At 62.8% G+C, this 12,893-nt stretch carries 21 protein-coding genes; 9 read left to right on the forward strand and 12 right to left on the reverse strand.

Annotated elements, in window-relative coordinates:
• The first annotated feature begins 79 nt into the window (after nucleotides 1-79).
• The 3 genes from JX552_RS24620 to JX552_RS24630 all read left to right on the forward strand — a co-directional run bounded on the left by JX552_RS24620 (nucleotide 80) and on the right by JX552_RS24630 (nucleotide 1,824).
• Nucleotides 80-964: a zinc finger domain-containing protein gene (locus tag JX552_RS24620; protein ID WP_205874432.1), complete on the forward strand. Its 885-nt coding sequence runs from the start codon at nucleotides 80-82 to the stop codon at nucleotides 962-964.
• A 77-nt stretch (nucleotides 965-1,041) separates the two neighbouring features.
• Nucleotides 1,042-1,353, forward strand: a complete 312-nt coding sequence (locus JX552_RS24625; RefSeq protein ID WP_205874433.1) for a hypothetical protein — start codon at nucleotides 1,042-1,044, stop codon at nucleotides 1,351-1,353.
• A 33-nt stretch (nucleotides 1,354-1,386) separates the two neighbouring features.
• Nucleotides 1,387-1,824, forward strand: a complete 438-nt coding sequence (locus tag JX552_RS24630; protein WP_205874434.1) for a hypothetical protein — start codon at nucleotides 1,387-1,389, stop codon at nucleotides 1,822-1,824.
• Nucleotides 1,825-1,847: 23 nt separating this feature from the next.
• Here JX552_RS24630 and JX552_RS24635 read toward each other — a convergent pair whose 3' ends face one another.
• The gene (locus tag JX552_RS24635; RefSeq protein ID WP_205874435.1) at nucleotides 1,848-2,294 is read right to left on the reverse strand and encodes a hypothetical protein; all 447 of its coding nucleotides are present in this window, start codon (nucleotides 2,292-2,294) and stop codon (nucleotides 1,848-1,850) included.
• Between the two features lie 93 nt (nucleotides 2,295-2,387).
• Between JX552_RS24635 and JX552_RS24640 the strand changes: the two genes are divergently transcribed.
• The 5 genes from JX552_RS24640 to JX552_RS24660 are packed head-to-tail and all read left to right on the forward strand — an operon-like array spanning nucleotide 2,388 to nucleotide 5,491.
• Nucleotides 2,388-2,669, forward strand: coding sequence for a hypothetical protein (locus tag JX552_RS24640; protein ID WP_205878777.1), 282 nt, complete (start codon nucleotides 2,388-2,390; stop codon nucleotides 2,667-2,669).
• Nucleotides 2,666-3,166, forward strand: coding sequence for a hypothetical protein (locus tag JX552_RS24645; RefSeq protein ID WP_205874436.1), 501 nt, complete (start codon nucleotides 2,666-2,668; stop codon nucleotides 3,164-3,166). The genes JX552_RS24640 and JX552_RS24645 overlap by 4 nt, the downstream gene beginning before the upstream one ends.
• Complete coding sequence (gene ybiA, locus JX552_RS24650) at nucleotides 3,163-3,642, forward strand: riboflavin biosynthesis intermediates N-glycosidase (protein ID WP_205874437.1); 480 nt, start codon at nucleotides 3,163-3,165, stop codon at nucleotides 3,640-3,642. The genes JX552_RS24645 and ybiA overlap by 4 nt, the downstream gene beginning before the upstream one ends.
• Before the next feature lie 51 nt (nucleotides 3,643-3,693).
• On the forward strand, nucleotides 3,694-4,350 hold the full coding sequence (locus JX552_RS24655) for a hypothetical protein (protein ID WP_205874438.1): 657 nt from the start codon (nucleotides 3,694-3,696) through the stop codon (nucleotides 4,348-4,350).
• Nucleotide 4,351: 1 nt separating this feature from the next.
• Entirely contained in the window at nucleotides 4,352-5,491 is a 1,140-nt protein-coding gene (locus tag JX552_RS24660; RefSeq protein WP_241010712.1) for a hypothetical protein, read from the forward strand.
• A gap of 112 nt (nucleotides 5,492-5,603) precedes the next feature.
• Here the strand turns inward: JX552_RS24660 and JX552_RS24665 are convergent, their stop codons facing one another.
• The 11 genes from JX552_RS24665 to JX552_RS24715 form a co-directional block, all read right to left on the reverse strand.
• Nucleotides 5,604-5,978 carry a hypothetical protein gene (locus tag JX552_RS24665; RefSeq protein ID WP_205874439.1) on the reverse strand — a complete coding sequence of 125 codons (375 nt, stop codon included), beginning with the start codon at nucleotides 5,976-5,978 and terminating at the stop codon, nucleotides 5,604-5,606.
• The gene (locus JX552_RS24670) at nucleotides 5,965-6,270 is read right to left on the reverse strand and encodes a hypothetical protein (RefSeq protein ID WP_241010713.1); all 306 of its coding nucleotides are present in this window, start codon (nucleotides 6,268-6,270) and stop codon (nucleotides 5,965-5,967) included. The genes JX552_RS24665 and JX552_RS24670 overlap by 14 nt, the downstream gene beginning before the upstream one ends.
• A gap of 696 nt (nucleotides 6,271-6,966) precedes the next feature.
• Nucleotides 6,967-7,167, reverse strand: coding sequence for a hypothetical protein (locus JX552_RS24675; protein WP_205874440.1), 201 nt, complete (start codon nucleotides 7,165-7,167; stop codon nucleotides 6,967-6,969).
• Between the two features lie 16 nt (nucleotides 7,168-7,183).
• Nucleotides 7,184-8,059 (reverse strand): hypothetical protein, encoded by an 876-nt coding sequence (locus tag JX552_RS24680; protein WP_205874441.1) that lies wholly within the window; start codon nucleotides 8,057-8,059, stop codon nucleotides 7,184-7,186.
• Nucleotides 8,059-8,364: a hypothetical protein gene (locus JX552_RS24685; RefSeq protein WP_205874442.1), complete on the reverse strand. Its 306-nt coding sequence runs from the start codon at nucleotides 8,362-8,364 to the stop codon at nucleotides 8,059-8,061. The genes JX552_RS24680 and JX552_RS24685 overlap by 1 nt, the downstream gene beginning before the upstream one ends.
• 364 nt (nucleotides 8,365-8,728) lie before the next feature.
• A complete protein-coding gene (locus tag JX552_RS24690) occupies nucleotides 8,729-9,052 on the reverse strand; it encodes a hypothetical protein (protein WP_205874443.1) in 324 nt (107 codons plus the stop codon).
• Nucleotides 9,049-9,312 (reverse strand): hypothetical protein, encoded by a 264-nt coding sequence (locus tag JX552_RS24695; RefSeq protein WP_205874444.1) that lies wholly within the window; start codon nucleotides 9,310-9,312, stop codon nucleotides 9,049-9,051. The genes JX552_RS24690 and JX552_RS24695 overlap by 4 nt, the downstream gene beginning before the upstream one ends.
• Before the next feature lie 53 nt (nucleotides 9,313-9,365).
• Nucleotides 9,366-9,614 (reverse strand): WhiB family transcriptional regulator, encoded by a 249-nt coding sequence (locus JX552_RS24700; RefSeq protein ID WP_205874445.1) that lies wholly within the window; start codon nucleotides 9,612-9,614, stop codon nucleotides 9,366-9,368.
• Entirely contained in the window at nucleotides 9,611-10,021 is a 411-nt protein-coding gene (locus JX552_RS24705; RefSeq protein ID WP_205874446.1) for a hypothetical protein, read from the reverse strand. The genes JX552_RS24700 and JX552_RS24705 overlap by 4 nt, the downstream gene beginning before the upstream one ends.
• A gap of 148 nt (nucleotides 10,022-10,169) precedes the next feature.
• A complete protein-coding gene (locus JX552_RS24710) occupies nucleotides 10,170-11,513 on the reverse strand; it encodes a DNA primase family protein (protein WP_205878671.1) in 1,344 nt (447 codons plus the stop codon).
• A gap of 32 nt (nucleotides 11,514-11,545) precedes the next feature.
• Entirely contained in the window at nucleotides 11,546-11,941 is a 396-nt protein-coding gene (locus JX552_RS24715; protein WP_205874447.1) for a DUF2742 domain-containing protein, read from the reverse strand.
• 376 nt (nucleotides 11,942-12,317) lie between these two features.
• Here JX552_RS24715 and JX552_RS24720 point away from each other — a divergent pair, with 376 nt between their 5' ends.
• Nucleotides 12,318-12,890, forward strand: coding sequence for a DUF6214 family protein (locus JX552_RS24720; protein ID WP_205874448.1), 573 nt, complete (start codon nucleotides 12,318-12,320; stop codon nucleotides 12,888-12,890).
• The last annotated feature ends 3 nt before the right edge of the window (nucleotides 12,891-12,893 follow it).

A 12,893-nucleotide genomic window follows, 5' to 3' on the forward strand; every position in this document is an offset into this window, starting at 1 on the left:
CCCTGCACGGGAACCGCCTTCTCGTACCTCAAGCCCTTACTTAAGGGGCTTTCAGAACACGACACAGGAGTTTATCTCAGTGCGCTCGAAAACAGAACACCCGTCCCTGACCCATCGTTGCCCGTTTTGCGGCGCCGACCCGGGCACACCGTGCGTCACCCGCAACGGCGGCCGCGAGCTCGACTGGCCACACAGCCGCCGGATTCACTTCGCCGAACCGAAACCGCAACGGCCGAAGCGGCAGGCCTTGTGCTGTGTGTGTGGCCACCCGCGCACCGTCAGCGGCAATTACTTCTTCGGCAGCAACGACGAGAATCGTGCCAGCGGCGGCTTTGGTGACGATCCGCGCGGCTGGCTGAATACCGGAACGTTGAAATGTGTGGCTTGCGGGTGCCGGACCCGGCATGCGCTGCTGCGCGATCCCGGGTCGGCGCATGTCGACTACGCGGAGGCCTACCAGCGGTATGCGCTTGGCGGGCAGTGGCCAGATCGGCCCGAGTACGCACCGGACCGCGAACGGTTGCGCGAGCGGTATTTCCGGCAGTTTCCACGGAACCCGAATCTGCGGCACCTGTGGTGGGTGCAGGACGGGGACAAGGCGCGCGCAGCTGGCATCCGCGAGGTGCCGACTCTGTGCGGCGGTGTCCACACGCTACGCGGTGAATCGACCGCGGCGCGCCAGGTCATCAAGCCGCAGTACTTGGCGCCAGAGCCAGTGCACACAGATCAGTACACCGACCACGCCACCGGCGAGTCGTGGCGCGACGGGGACTGCGTGGACTGCCTGCGCGTGTACAACGACGGCCTGTTGCAGCGGACCCGTGACGACCTCGCAAGGCTAATCCGCTGGTACTTCGTGCGGTCCGATCGACTCGACGCCGCGGAGGTCGAGGAGTTGCGGAGCTTCCTGCGGGCGTCTGCGCGTCGTACATGGCAGCGTTGGCAACAGCGGCAAGACCGCTGAGAGCAACCCAGGATAGGGGGTCGTGTTGCAAATGCGACCCCCTATTGCTCTTTCGCCCGGGGTGGAAGAATCGATTTGTGAGTTCAAACGGCCCGTCCGAGCCCGACTGGACCCGGCTTTGCAAGGGCACTGACTTGGAGCAGCTCAGAGGCCAGCCGTACATGCTGCGTGAGTCAGATGACCCGGGAAGTCCGTGGCGTTCGGTTTCCGGGCGCGCCCAGGGCTTCTTCACCGACCAAGAATCTGGGGTTGTCTTCTACTACACGACGGTGAAGTTTTACGGCGGCGGCGAGCGCGTGATCAACGATTCTGATGATCTTGAGATCGGGCTGATCAGGCCGCCCTGGTGGACTGATGACATGGAACCCTCAGAATGGCCACGACGATGACCGCGAACCTCGCCGCGGAGTAACTTCGCCGGCATGGAAGACACCTGGGCGAACCGCGACCTACCCGTCCTGCAGGCTGTTGTGCAGATCTACGAAGAAACCGGCAGGCACCTGACCCGTGCGCGCGACATCGCACGCAAGACCGGATTCGACGAAGACACCACCCAGCGAGCTCTGCGCGCGCTTCAGACTGTTCCGTTTTTCGAAAAGGGGCCAACAGCGATGGGCGGGCAGGTCATCGCGGTAGGCCCGCCAATCGGCACCGCCTACCAGGTGGCCGGGGCCTGGCCCACGCCCGAGAGCATGGTCGAGCGGCTGATCGCCGCATTCGAGGCAGCCGCTAACGACGAGCAACTCGACGAACCCGAACGCACGCGGGCCCGGAAGATTCTGGACGGCTTGCTTTCAGGCGGGTCCAAGATCGCTATTGCCGCGCTCGGGAGCGCCGGCGGCCACGCACTGTACAGCTAAGCGCGCAAAGGCTATTCAGGAACTTAGTTGCGGCTCGGGTCGCGATTCGGCGAATCGTTTCCCACTACCGTGCCGTCAGGCGTTGCCACCTCAAGCCATTCGTACTCGTTCAACTGACGGGGTCGGCGGCCCGGCTCGGTCACGGTCAACAGCCAATCTTGATCGATGTTGACGGTCGTGCCGTCAGGGAGGATCTCGACCTCACCATTGACGCGCCGAACACTTATATCGGGCGGCCCTGCGGGGTTTCGTTCGATCATGAGGTTGATTGTCGCAGTGACTGCACGAACTAGGAAGTTAGCTACTGCCGGGTTTTGAGGGGGCAATAGGTCGGCATAGCGTGACATAGCGGATCCGCTGATCGCGGTAAACCGGGCCTGAAGGCCGATATCGCCCGCGACGGGCGATCGTTTCTCAGCAGCCTCGTGCTGCGGCAGCCGCGGGCGTAATGTCAGCTCATGGCCAGGCACGCGTGCGCAGGTTGCGGACTTGAAGCTCGTTGCTCGCACGGTAGTTGGACGGATCGGCACCCGGCCGCGACCGTCGCGCTAGGAGTCCCGTCGGTGCTGTTCACTCTCGCAGCGGTCGGTGCCTACCCATTCATCCTCATCCCGCTGATCGTGGTCGGCGCAGTGGTATGGCTGGACCGCAGACAGCGGGCCCGGGCGGCGATCGCATCCCGAGCCGACTACGAGCACCATCAGTTGATGGCCGCGTCGGTGAAGTGGCAGCCCGTGGGCGCATCAGCACGCCCCGGCCCCACCGGGTTGCCAACCCTGCCGCCACGCCGGCGCCCGGCCGACCACCGGTCGATCACAGAGCCAATCCGAAGAGAACCAAGTTGACTACCCACGATCCGTATGACGTCGCCGAAGCACTCGCCAACGCCGCTGATCCATGCCCGACCGAAGGCATCCGCAGCTCGATATTTCTGTCCCTCCATGCGGGTGAGCCGTACTTCGCGCTGTATGACCTGATCTCAGCAATCACGAAGGCGCACTTCCCCATTCCGCGGGATATCCTTCGCGCCGTACGCGACTGCGCGGACTGGTATCTCCACGCGGGCAGCGACCACCTTGACGACATGACAGTGAAGATGCACCAGTTGGCCGCCAGCATCGAGGATGCCGACTCAGTCGCCGGCACGATCAGCACATTCGGTGACGCCCACATGGGCTGGGACATCCTCGTCGACGCCGGCCTCGATAACGATTCCCCGGCCTCGGACAAGGCCGAGGCCATCCGCGGCTGGCTCGCAGCTAACCGGCCGGGATGGGCGCTGCGCTACCACTTGTCCTATGAGGGGCTCGGCTATCTCCTCGACGAGGCAACACGGGCATGAGCGGGTTATGGGTGCCGGTGATTGACCGGTTCCGTGGTGAGCACTTCTTTCTGTCGAACTTCTATCCCGCTATCACACCGCACCGTGGCCGAATATTCGCGACGAGCGAGCACGCGTACATGGCAGCAAAGACCGACGACACGGATGCCCGCGCGGCCATCCTTGCCTCAGTAGATCCGTTGGAGGCGCAGCGGATTGGCCGCGCGGCGCCACTCGTAGACGGGTGGGATCGCAGCCGCTTCCCCGTGATGGAGGAGATCGTCACCGCGAAATTCACTCACAACCTTGATTTGGCCGCGCAGCTCCACGCAACAACCGGCAGCCTGCTGTTGGAAGGCAACGACTGGCACGACCAGACCTGGGGATCATGCCGGTGCGATGAGCATCACGACATCCCGGGCGCGAATGCCCTGGGCGTCATCCTGATGGCCATGCGGCTGAGACTGTTCGCAAAGCGGCCTTCGTTAGAACCCTGACCAAAGTACAGCAATGCGATTGACTAGACGACAACGAGGAGTATGCACCGGATGAGGGTGGAAGACTGGATCCCCATCATCGCGCCAACACTAGCTCTGGTCGGTGTCTTGGTCACCGTCAGCTCGGCGAGTAGGACTTATCGGCGCGGGCAAGCGGAAGGCCGAAAGGACCGCCAGAGGGCCTTGATCGCTCAACTAATCATCGATACCAGACGCTTACTCGACAGCCTCAGCGTATTCGTTCCAGCGGCCGGCAAGTTCCAGGAGCGCGACCTGACCGAATGGGTCGACACCGATTCTGGCCGCAGGCACAGTCAGCTCACTCAAGCCGTCCAGGAAGCCACTATCAAAGCCCTCTGTGAAATCAGCAACCCGAAACTTCGACCGCTGATCATTCAGCTGGCGGTGCAGCATCGCGGGCTGATGACGGGCGAAGATGCCGAACCCCTGCACGACCACCGGCTGGGCGACAAACAGCGCTTCGAAGCAGTGCTTGTTGTGCTGCAACGTGTTTGGGCAATGCGGAACACATGCGGTCAACTCGAGGTCGCGGCAATCGACGTGCTTCCGGTCGAAATCGATCTGCCCACATTTCGAAGCAGACTGCAGCTGAAACGATCACAGCGGATACCGCAGTCATCGCATCCCGTCCAATCGGCAGAAGCCCCAAGCGCAGAAGAGGAGACATCCGTATCTAAAGGGGATTGAGATGTATTTACACAGTCGGACCAAGCGATGGCTCGGCGTACTGCAGAAAGCCCAGTCGGTAATGCAGCTGGCCAAACGGACCGTCGACGGATACGCCGAGGCGGCCACCCGTATGTCGGGAATGGGAGTCATAAGCGAGCGAGATCAGCAAGTGATGACGCTCCCGGCGCGGGATTCCATCGCTCTGACGTTTGAAAGCCAACGGTTAGGTGGTAACTCTTGGCTCGCAGGAATCCTCGATCCGGTCTCGCAAGCGCTCAAAGGGTTTTCGTTCGGCGCAGGATTCTCCGATAGCGTCGAGGCTCTCAAATCCGCCGCAGAGGCCACGATACCGCTCCTGCAGCAGCGCATCACGGAGGCAGAGTCATCGATCGACGAGATCGTCGAAGAATTGGAACGGGCGTTTCTGATCTCGTTAGTCGTTACCTTGACGTCGCACAACGTGCTGCTAAAAAAGGTAGCGGAATGGGAAAGGCCCCACGAACGATTCCTGCAAGGCCATCTTCCCGAAGATGTCGGTCACTACTTCGACGTCAAGACGCTGACATACGTTGGTACCGGTGGACCCGGCCGCATCCACATGCAGGACCTTGTGCTAGCGGTCGACGCCGGTGTCACGGTATGGATGGCTGTAGGTGGTAGCGACAATCTCGACAACTATCCCGAGGTGCAGGCGGTTGCGTATGCTCAATGGTTCACCTACGCGTTTGCCCTCTGGGAAGAACAATTCCGAGGCCGGATTGCAACCTACTTCGATAAGCGCTGCGACGACCGTATCCGCCGCAGCGACGTGCTCTACGACTACTTCGGCGACGTCCGATTGATTCGAAATGACTTCGTGCACAACAAGGGTATCTGCAAAGAGTCAGCCGACCTAAAGCTGTTGCAGCAGTGGGGTCTTAGCCGCGGTCAGCCGATCGAGATAACCGCCGAGCAGATGATGTCGCTCATCGACCTCTTTCCCCGCGACAAACTGCGCACGGCGCCAACACCGCAACCCCCGGGCGAAATGCAAAAAGTACCCGGGAAAGTAGACCCACACCTTCTCGAAGATGTCCAGCAACGCGCCCAGCAACTCGAACTCACAGACGACGAACTTGCCAACGCCGCATTATCAGCATGGCTCACATCCAACAGCTGAAAAGGCTTTCGCTAATTTTTCGCTGATCGTGGCACTGCCGCGGTGGCGCAGCCCCCCGGCGTCCCCTGTGAGGCGGCGACGCAGCTCCTGCATATGGGTGGCACAGCGACACTCAACGCGACCGCCGCACCGGTACCAGCATGTCGTCGGCTTGCACCATGAGCACCACCCATTTGCCGTGCTCGACCTGCATCTCAACGATCGCCTCCGCAAGCCCTGGCAGCGCGGCGCCCAGGTCCGGGAACTCCAGTCGCCCCAGGTGATGGCACCATCCCGGCAGCTTCACTGGCTCCCCCCGCTCCAACGCCGGCAACAACCTCCAGTGCTGAAGCATGTGGTCCGGGCATGGCTTGCCCTGCTGGCCGGCCTCCGTGTAGCGCCAGCGCGGGTCCGGCCGCGGCACCTGCTCATGCTCCAATATGCGCGCATACAGGCCGGGAACTCGAAGCGCCCGACTGCCGCCTGATGATTGCCTAGCTCGAGCCACGGTCCCACCTCACATGCGCCGCGTGAGCAGCCTTGCGCGACGTCTTCGACTGCGGCTCAGGCAAATCGGTGCTCACCGCCTTGAGCAGCTTCGCGACACTGCTCTCAAGCAGCCGGATCTCCGTCGACAATTTCACCCGGACCTTGTCGTCATCGCTGGCCAAATACCGCGCGGTCAAGTCGACCTTGCGATCAACGGCATCCGCGGCCATCTCCACCACCACGCGCTCTGCAGCCGACCAGGTCAGAGCGTCATCACCCGCCAAGCCACGGTCCTCGCTGTTCTCCGCCATCTCCGCAGCAAGGGCGTCAAGCAGAGCAACAGCCTCCGCCGAGCGGTTACCGGCAGTGTTGCCGGCGCCAGCACCATTGGTGCTATCCGCCTGCCGGCCACCAGCCCGCCGGCGCCGCGGCGCCCTGGCGGCCACCGCCGCATCTGTGACACCGGTGTCACACTTATCGGCCCGTTTGTCACACTTATCGCCCACGGCGGCCCGCCGCGCGCGCTGCCTACACGCCGGCGAACAGTACTGTGCGCCCGCCCGGCCGAGAAACCCGTTTTTGCAGCTAGCGCACGTTTTCTTAGCCATGACCACCACGCAAAGAACCGAGGTTCTTCTGGGACCTCAGTCGTCGATCTGGGGCGGATCCGGGCCGGATATCTGTGACAGAAACCCTGCGCTGATGCGTGCAGGCAGCATATTTCACAGAACCCCGCGGCGTTCCGCCCTTCCCCACCCGGAGGGGGGGTACCCATGGGGGGTGGGGCTGGCGTTGGGCGGCTGGTTGCGTGGCGCTGTGCGTGGCCGTGTGGCTCTGTCGCGTTGTCGCGCTGGTGATCAGGCGGGCAACCGTCACGCTGGTCGTGTCGGTTGGGTTGTTGGCGGCGGCCGTGCGCAGGTACGCGCTCGTGCCATTGTCCAGGGCCGTCATGGTGCGTCCTTGCCTCGTTGCAGTAGAGGTTTGACGCCGGCCGCCGCCAAGTCTCATTAGCCGCTGCCTTCGATTGCGGCCAGGCGTATTTCGAGTTGGTGTACGGCGGTGAGTAGGGCGCGCATGCTGTGTGAGGTAGGCACGGGCTCGGTGGCGGCCGTGTTGCCTAGTGGGGTGGTCTTGGCGGGCCAGGACTCACGCAGGGCGCGGGTGATGGGCGGTAGTTGGTCGAGTGGCGTGTCGAATGCATCTGGCATTGCGTTCCTTTCGGCGTTAGCCGGTGGGTGCGGGCTCGGTCTTGTTCGGTGATCCGTAGGTCGATCCGTAGGTCACTTGGACGTTGGTTGGTCGTGGGCCGATCTGTCGGGGTTGGGGGTTGGCTTTGGTCTTGCGTTGCCGCCACAGGGTGCGCAGTTGCGCGATGGTGGGGATCCAGGGTTCGGCTTGCGATGTCGCTAGCCAGATGAGCTGTGGGACGGGTTCGGTGGGCCATGGTTCTGTGCGATCCCGCCGGCCGTCCAGGCGGATGGTTCGGGGTGTGAGGTCAGGCTGTCGCCAGTGTGGCCAAATGTCGTCGAGGTTGCGTAGGAATAGGTCGCTCGCGGGGTGTTCGCCGGTGCCGGTGCTCGGCCGCGCTGAGATGACGATGTCTTGCGGCACGTGCGACTCTTGGGCGTTGCGCAGCTGTTGGTAGTCGCGGGCGAGTTCGGACAGCTGTTTCCACTGTGGGCCGACGCCTTTGTCGATCGCGGTTTCGGCGTTGTTGGCGCCGTCGAGCTGGTCGACCAGTTCCCGGGCGTTGTCGAGAAGTTCGACAAGCTTGCCGTGGTAGGCGCGTAGGACGGCGTCCGTGTCGGGCACGGAGGTCTTGGCGCGGTTGTCGGCGTCGGCGATGAATCTGACAAGGATGTTGCGGCGCTTGGTCGTTAGGTCTTGCTGCGCGCTTCGTTCGATTACGGCGGCGATCCACTCGTCGGTGACGGCTCCTGCAGTGAACGGGTCAGGGACCGGGGGCTGGGGTTCGGTCGCGCTGTACAGGTCGGCCAGCTTTTGACGTGCCTGGTTGGCGAGACGTACCGCGGTGTGATGCGCTTCCGGTGCGAGCCGGCCCTCGGTCGAGGCTAGGAATTGGTCCATGGATTCGATCATTAGCGGTTCTCCTTTTTGAAGCGGCGTTCGGCCTCAGCGCGGCCAGCCGCACCTTGACCGGAACGCGGTGTGTCGGGGCCTGGCCGCGCCGGTGTCGGCGCGCCGAATCTTTGGGCAGCGGCCTCTTTCCCGCCGGCGCCAGGGAGCCGCTCTGGCGCGCCGCCTGAGTCGGCGCTTTGCGGCGGGGGTTCTTGCTGATCGCCGGAAGGGTTCGCGGGTGTCCGGACGCGTTCAACCAGAGCGTTCCAGTCCGTGTCTGACAGGCTCCTCAGATGTTGCTCGAACGCTTCGGCGATGTCGCCCATTTGCCCTCTCCTTCGCGTACTCGATCACTGCGTGGCGTTTGTAAACGATTCGACCGCCGATGATCTCGCCGTCTAGATCTGGGCGGAGGCGCCGGACCTGTCGGGCGCAGATTCCCAGCAAGCCCGCCGCCTCCGCTGTGGTAACCAATTCAACCGTCTCCAATGATTCACTGCCGCTGTCAGTTTCATGTCCCGCTGGGGACATTCCGCTGGTCAGGGACGCGAGGTCGAACCGCTTACCGAGTTCGATCATCCAGTGCGGCACTACGATTCCAGCCCGGCATCGGCGATCCACCAATTCACTGACGCAGTACAACGCCTTTTCGACGTCATTCGCAGAGAGCTGCACGCGAACCGTTCCCTGTCACCACGGCTCGTCGCCTTCCGGATCGAAGTCGTCGGCGGCGTCCGGCATCGGGGGCTTTTGCTCTGCTAGCTCGGCGTAATGCTCAGTGATACCGGCAAGGATGCGCTCGACGCGGACCCGGGCACGCGCCGTACCTTGGTGCTCGACGAGGGCTTGAATCCAGTTGCGGGTCAACGCATAGACTAATTCCGGGCCAGCGCCGAGCGCATCTTTCATTGCAGCGTCATACCTTTGGCGGTCGTCGTCAAAGACGGCCAGGGCGAGACGGGCGGCGCGGGCCTGGTCTTCGAGGCCGAGAGCCTGTGGCGGCATGGTGCTCATCGGTAGACCAGCTCCAATTCCGCGTTGTAGTCCCGCCGTGCCCAGTACTGAAGGCAGTCGACATACGATTCGGATCCAGTGGCCGCCATTGCTTCTCGGGCGCGGCGGCGGCCGCGTTTAATCCACATGTGGGGAATGCGCATGGCGCCGGCGACGATAGGCAATGCTTCGATTGCGCAGGGGTCGACGCCGTAAAGCAATGCTGTGCCTCGGGAGTCGATCATCTGTTGGCCTGCGATCTCTCGGATAGTGATGGTCATCGTGTTAGTCATCTCGCTGTATGTCCCTTCGTTGTGGTTGAATCTTGAGTTGGCTAGGGTGGCTGACCCCACTCGCGGCGTTGGCCGGCCAGGACGCCGTGAGCGCGGTTGTGCGCCAACGTCTCCGCCCATGCACCGCACGGGTCACGGGCCGGACAGCGGCGACAGAGCTCCGCCGCCCGGGCAGTCGCGTCGTCGGTGTCGCCGTCGAACAGCTCGGAGCGGCCGGCGCAGAGTGCGCCCGGGAGCTTCGGCACTCCGGAGAGGACCGCGGCCGTCAGCTCAACCCACGGGGCAGTCACCGGCGTTCCTCCAGTTCAGATCGAGCGTCGTTTAGTTGCTGTTGAAGCTCGTGGCTACCGGTCTGGGTGTTGTCGGGATGGAGAACCTTGGTCAGCGCGCGATGTACGGCGGACGCGCGCTTCTCACCGACTGCACGAAAAAGGCTCTGCGCCCATGTGATGCACGGCTGGTGTTGGGGCGGCTGGTGCAAATCGTCGAATCCGATGACGGTGCAGCCAATGCCGCGCAGCGCCGACGCCAGTGGTTGTGCCCAATCGGTGTCGACCTTCCATTGCTTCGTAGCCTTAGTCCAGCTCCGGGCATAGGCAGGAACGACCGCCTTCAATACCTCGACGATGGCTGGCTCGTAGGCAAACTGCACTGTGCACCGGGAGCCAGCCTCGAGGAAGAGCACCGTGGCGGTCACCGCGCACCGCTCAATTGCCGCGGTTTTTGGTTCAGTGCCGCTGACCTGCGTGAACGCAAAAGCGTGACGTATGTGACGCTCGAAAGGTATGACGCCAATCCGCGTGCGCGTATGGGGGAATGGGTAAATGCGTCATATGCGTCATGCGTCATTGGCCGGCCGCCACTTTTAGACCGATGCCGCCGCGCCACCGACCGTCCTGGCTCCTGTCAGTTACCGGGTAGCCATGGGTGTCGAGCGACTGGCCGAATGCCTTCCGGGAGATCTCGGGAATGCCTTCTGGTATCCGCCACTTTTGCCAAGCTTCGAAAAGTTGCGATGTGGTGGCCTTGAGCACTGGCGAGCTGGTGACACATTCGTCGGCGACGAACCGAGCAACTTCGTCGGAATCTTGCTGGTATTTGTCGGTGGCTACTCGCACAGCGTCCGGGGCGTCGAGACCGCCGCGTTCCTGGTAGTCAGTCCATCCCGCCACAGCCCAGCTCAGGATTAGGTCTGCATCCAGGCGTAGTTTCTCCGACAGGTCTTTGTCGTCATCGGGAGTATCGCGCATGGTGACGTTGAACGGCACGACTCTGAGGCGATCCCAGACCGCCTTGCTGTCCCCAGAGACTCGGGGCAGATGGTTGGTTACCAGCACCGCCGTGTGACTCGGATCGAATTGCACGAAGTCTTGTCGCATTCGCCGCGCGCGGATCGGATCGCCGCCGGTCAGCCGTTTCATCGTCGCCTCGTTGAGTCGCTTGGCCTCCTGCGTTTCGCTTACGACAACGAATCGCTTGCCGCGAAGATCCATTTCGCCAGTGGGGTGCGCGTTGTCTTGGTGCATGAGCAGATTGGGTTCAGCTGCGAGCCCGTAATCGCCGAGCGCATGCAATAGGGCGGTGTAGAAGGTGCCTTTTCCGTTGCCGCCGAGGCCAACCAGGATCGGCAATACGTGCTCGATGACTCGGCCGACCAGCGCTACACCGCATAGTCGCTGCATGTAGTCGCGCACCGCCGGATCGGGCAGTATGCGCTCAAGGAAAGACGACCATCGGCCGGTAGGTACATCAGGGTCGTATGCTGCCGTGGTCACCTTCGTCATACGGTGTCGCGGGTGGTGCTCGGATAGTTCCATCGTGCGCAGGTCCAACACCCCATTTGCCGCGTTGAGCAGGTACGGGTCGGGGTCGAGGTCTGCCAGCGTTGCCGCGAATGGAAGCAGTGCGGCCGCCACTCCAAGCGTGCCGGTGATGCCTGCATCGGACTCGCAACGCTGAACGTCGGCGCGAAGCCTCTTATCGTCTAAGGATTCAGCGAGCGCCGTCCGCAGTACGGAGAGAACCGCGCGTTTGGCGCGGCCGCGGTCGTCCTCGGCCCAGCGTTTACCGTCCCAGTAGTGCCAGCCGATCCCATGCACATGCAGCAGTCGGTCGCGGAAAGCGGCTGCGAGCCGGTAGGCCATGCGAACTTGCCCAGAGTGCGTCACGCCGTCGTCGGCTGGGGGCATGTCGGCCGGGGCGTGACTTTCGTCGAGGTCCGTCACGACGTCCTCCTGAGCCACGGCCGCTCCATGTAGAAGCTCCTGCGCTGCTGGATATCTCGGCTGACCCGGGCCCAATTGCAGGCGTTGGACACCGCGCGGCTGGCTTCGGCACGGGCTGCTTGACAGGCTTCGACACGGAGAACGTGGTGTTCGCCAGCGGCCGCCAGTGCCAGGAGCTTCCGTGGATCTCCGTCGGCCAGCTCGCACCATGCCGGTGTGCCTGCCCATGGGAGGGGGCCGGTATTCGCCTGCGCCAGTGCAGCTTGCAGGAATGCATGGACGGGTTCCCACGAGACCTGCTGCGAAGCCGGGACAGCTGTACGCTGACTACTAGCGAGTGGTGTCGTCGAGGTGGCCCGGGCCTCTGATCCCGGGCTTCTTCGTTGGTCCATTTTTAGGCTGTCGCAGCCTCGCTGAGTCTATCCACATAGGCCGCAATGGATTCCGCCGTAATGAAGGCTCTCCTACCGATGTTGACCTTGACTAGCTCGCCGCCGTCAACCAATTCGTAGATCTTTGTTCTGCCGATGCCGCCTAGTTGTGCACTAACGCCACCTGGGCCGCTCGTTATCGGCACCAGTAGCGGTGGCGCAGCGACGGCAGCTGCTGCCACGACTCGATCGGTATCCAACTTGTGCAACGTCTGCCACCAGTTTCTGTTCGTCGGTATCCGCCGTGTGTCTGGCGGCTGTTGACAGCGTTGCACAGCCATGCCACTATTAACCATGTCATTAGCGTGGAACTTTGTGACAGTGGGGATTAGTGCCGATGCCGGTGCATAACTTCCCAGGCTTCGGTACAGCCACATACGATGCATATGACCCCGATGATTGGGTTGCCGTCGGCGACCGCTGGGTGCCTCGACGTATCGACGTATACTCTTCGCTGCCGAAAAAGCCCGATTTCAAGATGACAATCGAAGTGCGACAAGGCGTTCCGGTGTGTGTCGAGGTGACAGTTCAGGCGCGACCTGACGGGCGAGATGTGCGAAAAAGAGACCTCGATGTACCCCTCGATGAGTGGGTGGATTCAATCGTGGCCGCGTGCTCAGCGGTTGGGGACGTTGACGAGGCCGGGCGCCTGAAGCGGATACGTAAGCCGGCGTCGAACCGCCACGCAGCGATGGCGAACGCTCGGCGCGCCCGGTCGGGGCGACCTCGCATGGAACCCCAACGGTTACAGGAAGCCGCCGACATCTATCGGGCACACGTCGCAAACCGCCCGAACGTCGCGATTATGCGTGCCTTCGGTGTCTCCGAACGGACCGCGGCGCGCTACGTCGAGCTGGCCCGAAAAGCCGGGTTGCTGCCGCCCACCACGCCCGGCAAGAAGAAAGCGTAAGCA

The organism is Mycobacterium gordonae (assembly GCF_017086405.1).
Lineage (GTDB): Bacteria > Actinomycetota > Actinomycetes > Mycobacteriales > Mycobacteriaceae > Mycobacterium > Mycobacterium gordonae_D.

Coding starts and splice junctions, on each gene's coding strand:
- JX552_RS24630 (WP_205874434.1), top strand. CDS start 1,387: ATGGAAGACACCTGGGCGAACCGCGACCTACCCGTCCTGCAGGCTGTT.
- ybiA (WP_205874437.1), top strand. CDS start 3,163: ATGAGCGGGTTATGGGTGCCGGTGATTGACCGGTTCCGTGGTGAGCAC.
- JX552_RS24655 (WP_205874438.1), top strand. CDS start 3,694: ATGAGGGTGGAAGACTGGATCCCCATCATCGCGCCAACACTAGCTCTG.
- JX552_RS24660 (WP_241010712.1), top strand. CDS start 4,352: ATGTATTTACACAGTCGGACCAAGCGATGGCTCGGCGTACTGCAGAAA.
- JX552_RS24670 (WP_241010713.1), bottom strand. CDS start 6,270: ATGGCGGAGAACAGCGAGGACCGTGGCTTGGCGGGTGATGACGCTCTG.
- JX552_RS24675 (WP_205874440.1), bottom strand. CDS start 7,167: ATGCCAGATGCATTCGACACGCCACTCGACCAACTACCGCCCATCACC.
- JX552_RS24680 (WP_205874441.1), bottom strand. CDS start 8,059: ATGATCGAATCCATGGACCAATTCCTAGCCTCGACCGAGGGCCGGCTC.
- JX552_RS24685 (WP_205874442.1), bottom strand. CDS start 8,364: ATGGGCGACATCGCCGAAGCGTTCGAGCAACATCTGAGGAGCCTGTCA.
- JX552_RS24690 (WP_205874443.1), bottom strand. CDS start 9,052: ATGAGCACCATGCCGCCACAGGCTCTCGGCCTCGAAGACCAGGCCCGC.
- JX552_RS24695 (WP_205874444.1), bottom strand. CDS start 9,312: ATGACCATCACTATCCGAGAGATCGCAGGCCAACAGATGATCGACTCC.
- JX552_RS24710 (WP_205878671.1), bottom strand. CDS start 11,513: ATGCCCCCAGCCGACGACGGCGTGACGCACTCTGGGCAAGTTCGCATG.
- JX552_RS24715 (WP_205874447.1), bottom strand. CDS start 11,941: ATGGACCAACGAAGAAGCCCGGGATCAGAGGCCCGGGCCACCTCGACG.
- JX552_RS24720 (WP_205874448.1), top strand. CDS start 12,318: ATGCCGGTGCATAACTTCCCAGGCTTCGGTACAGCCACATACGATGCA.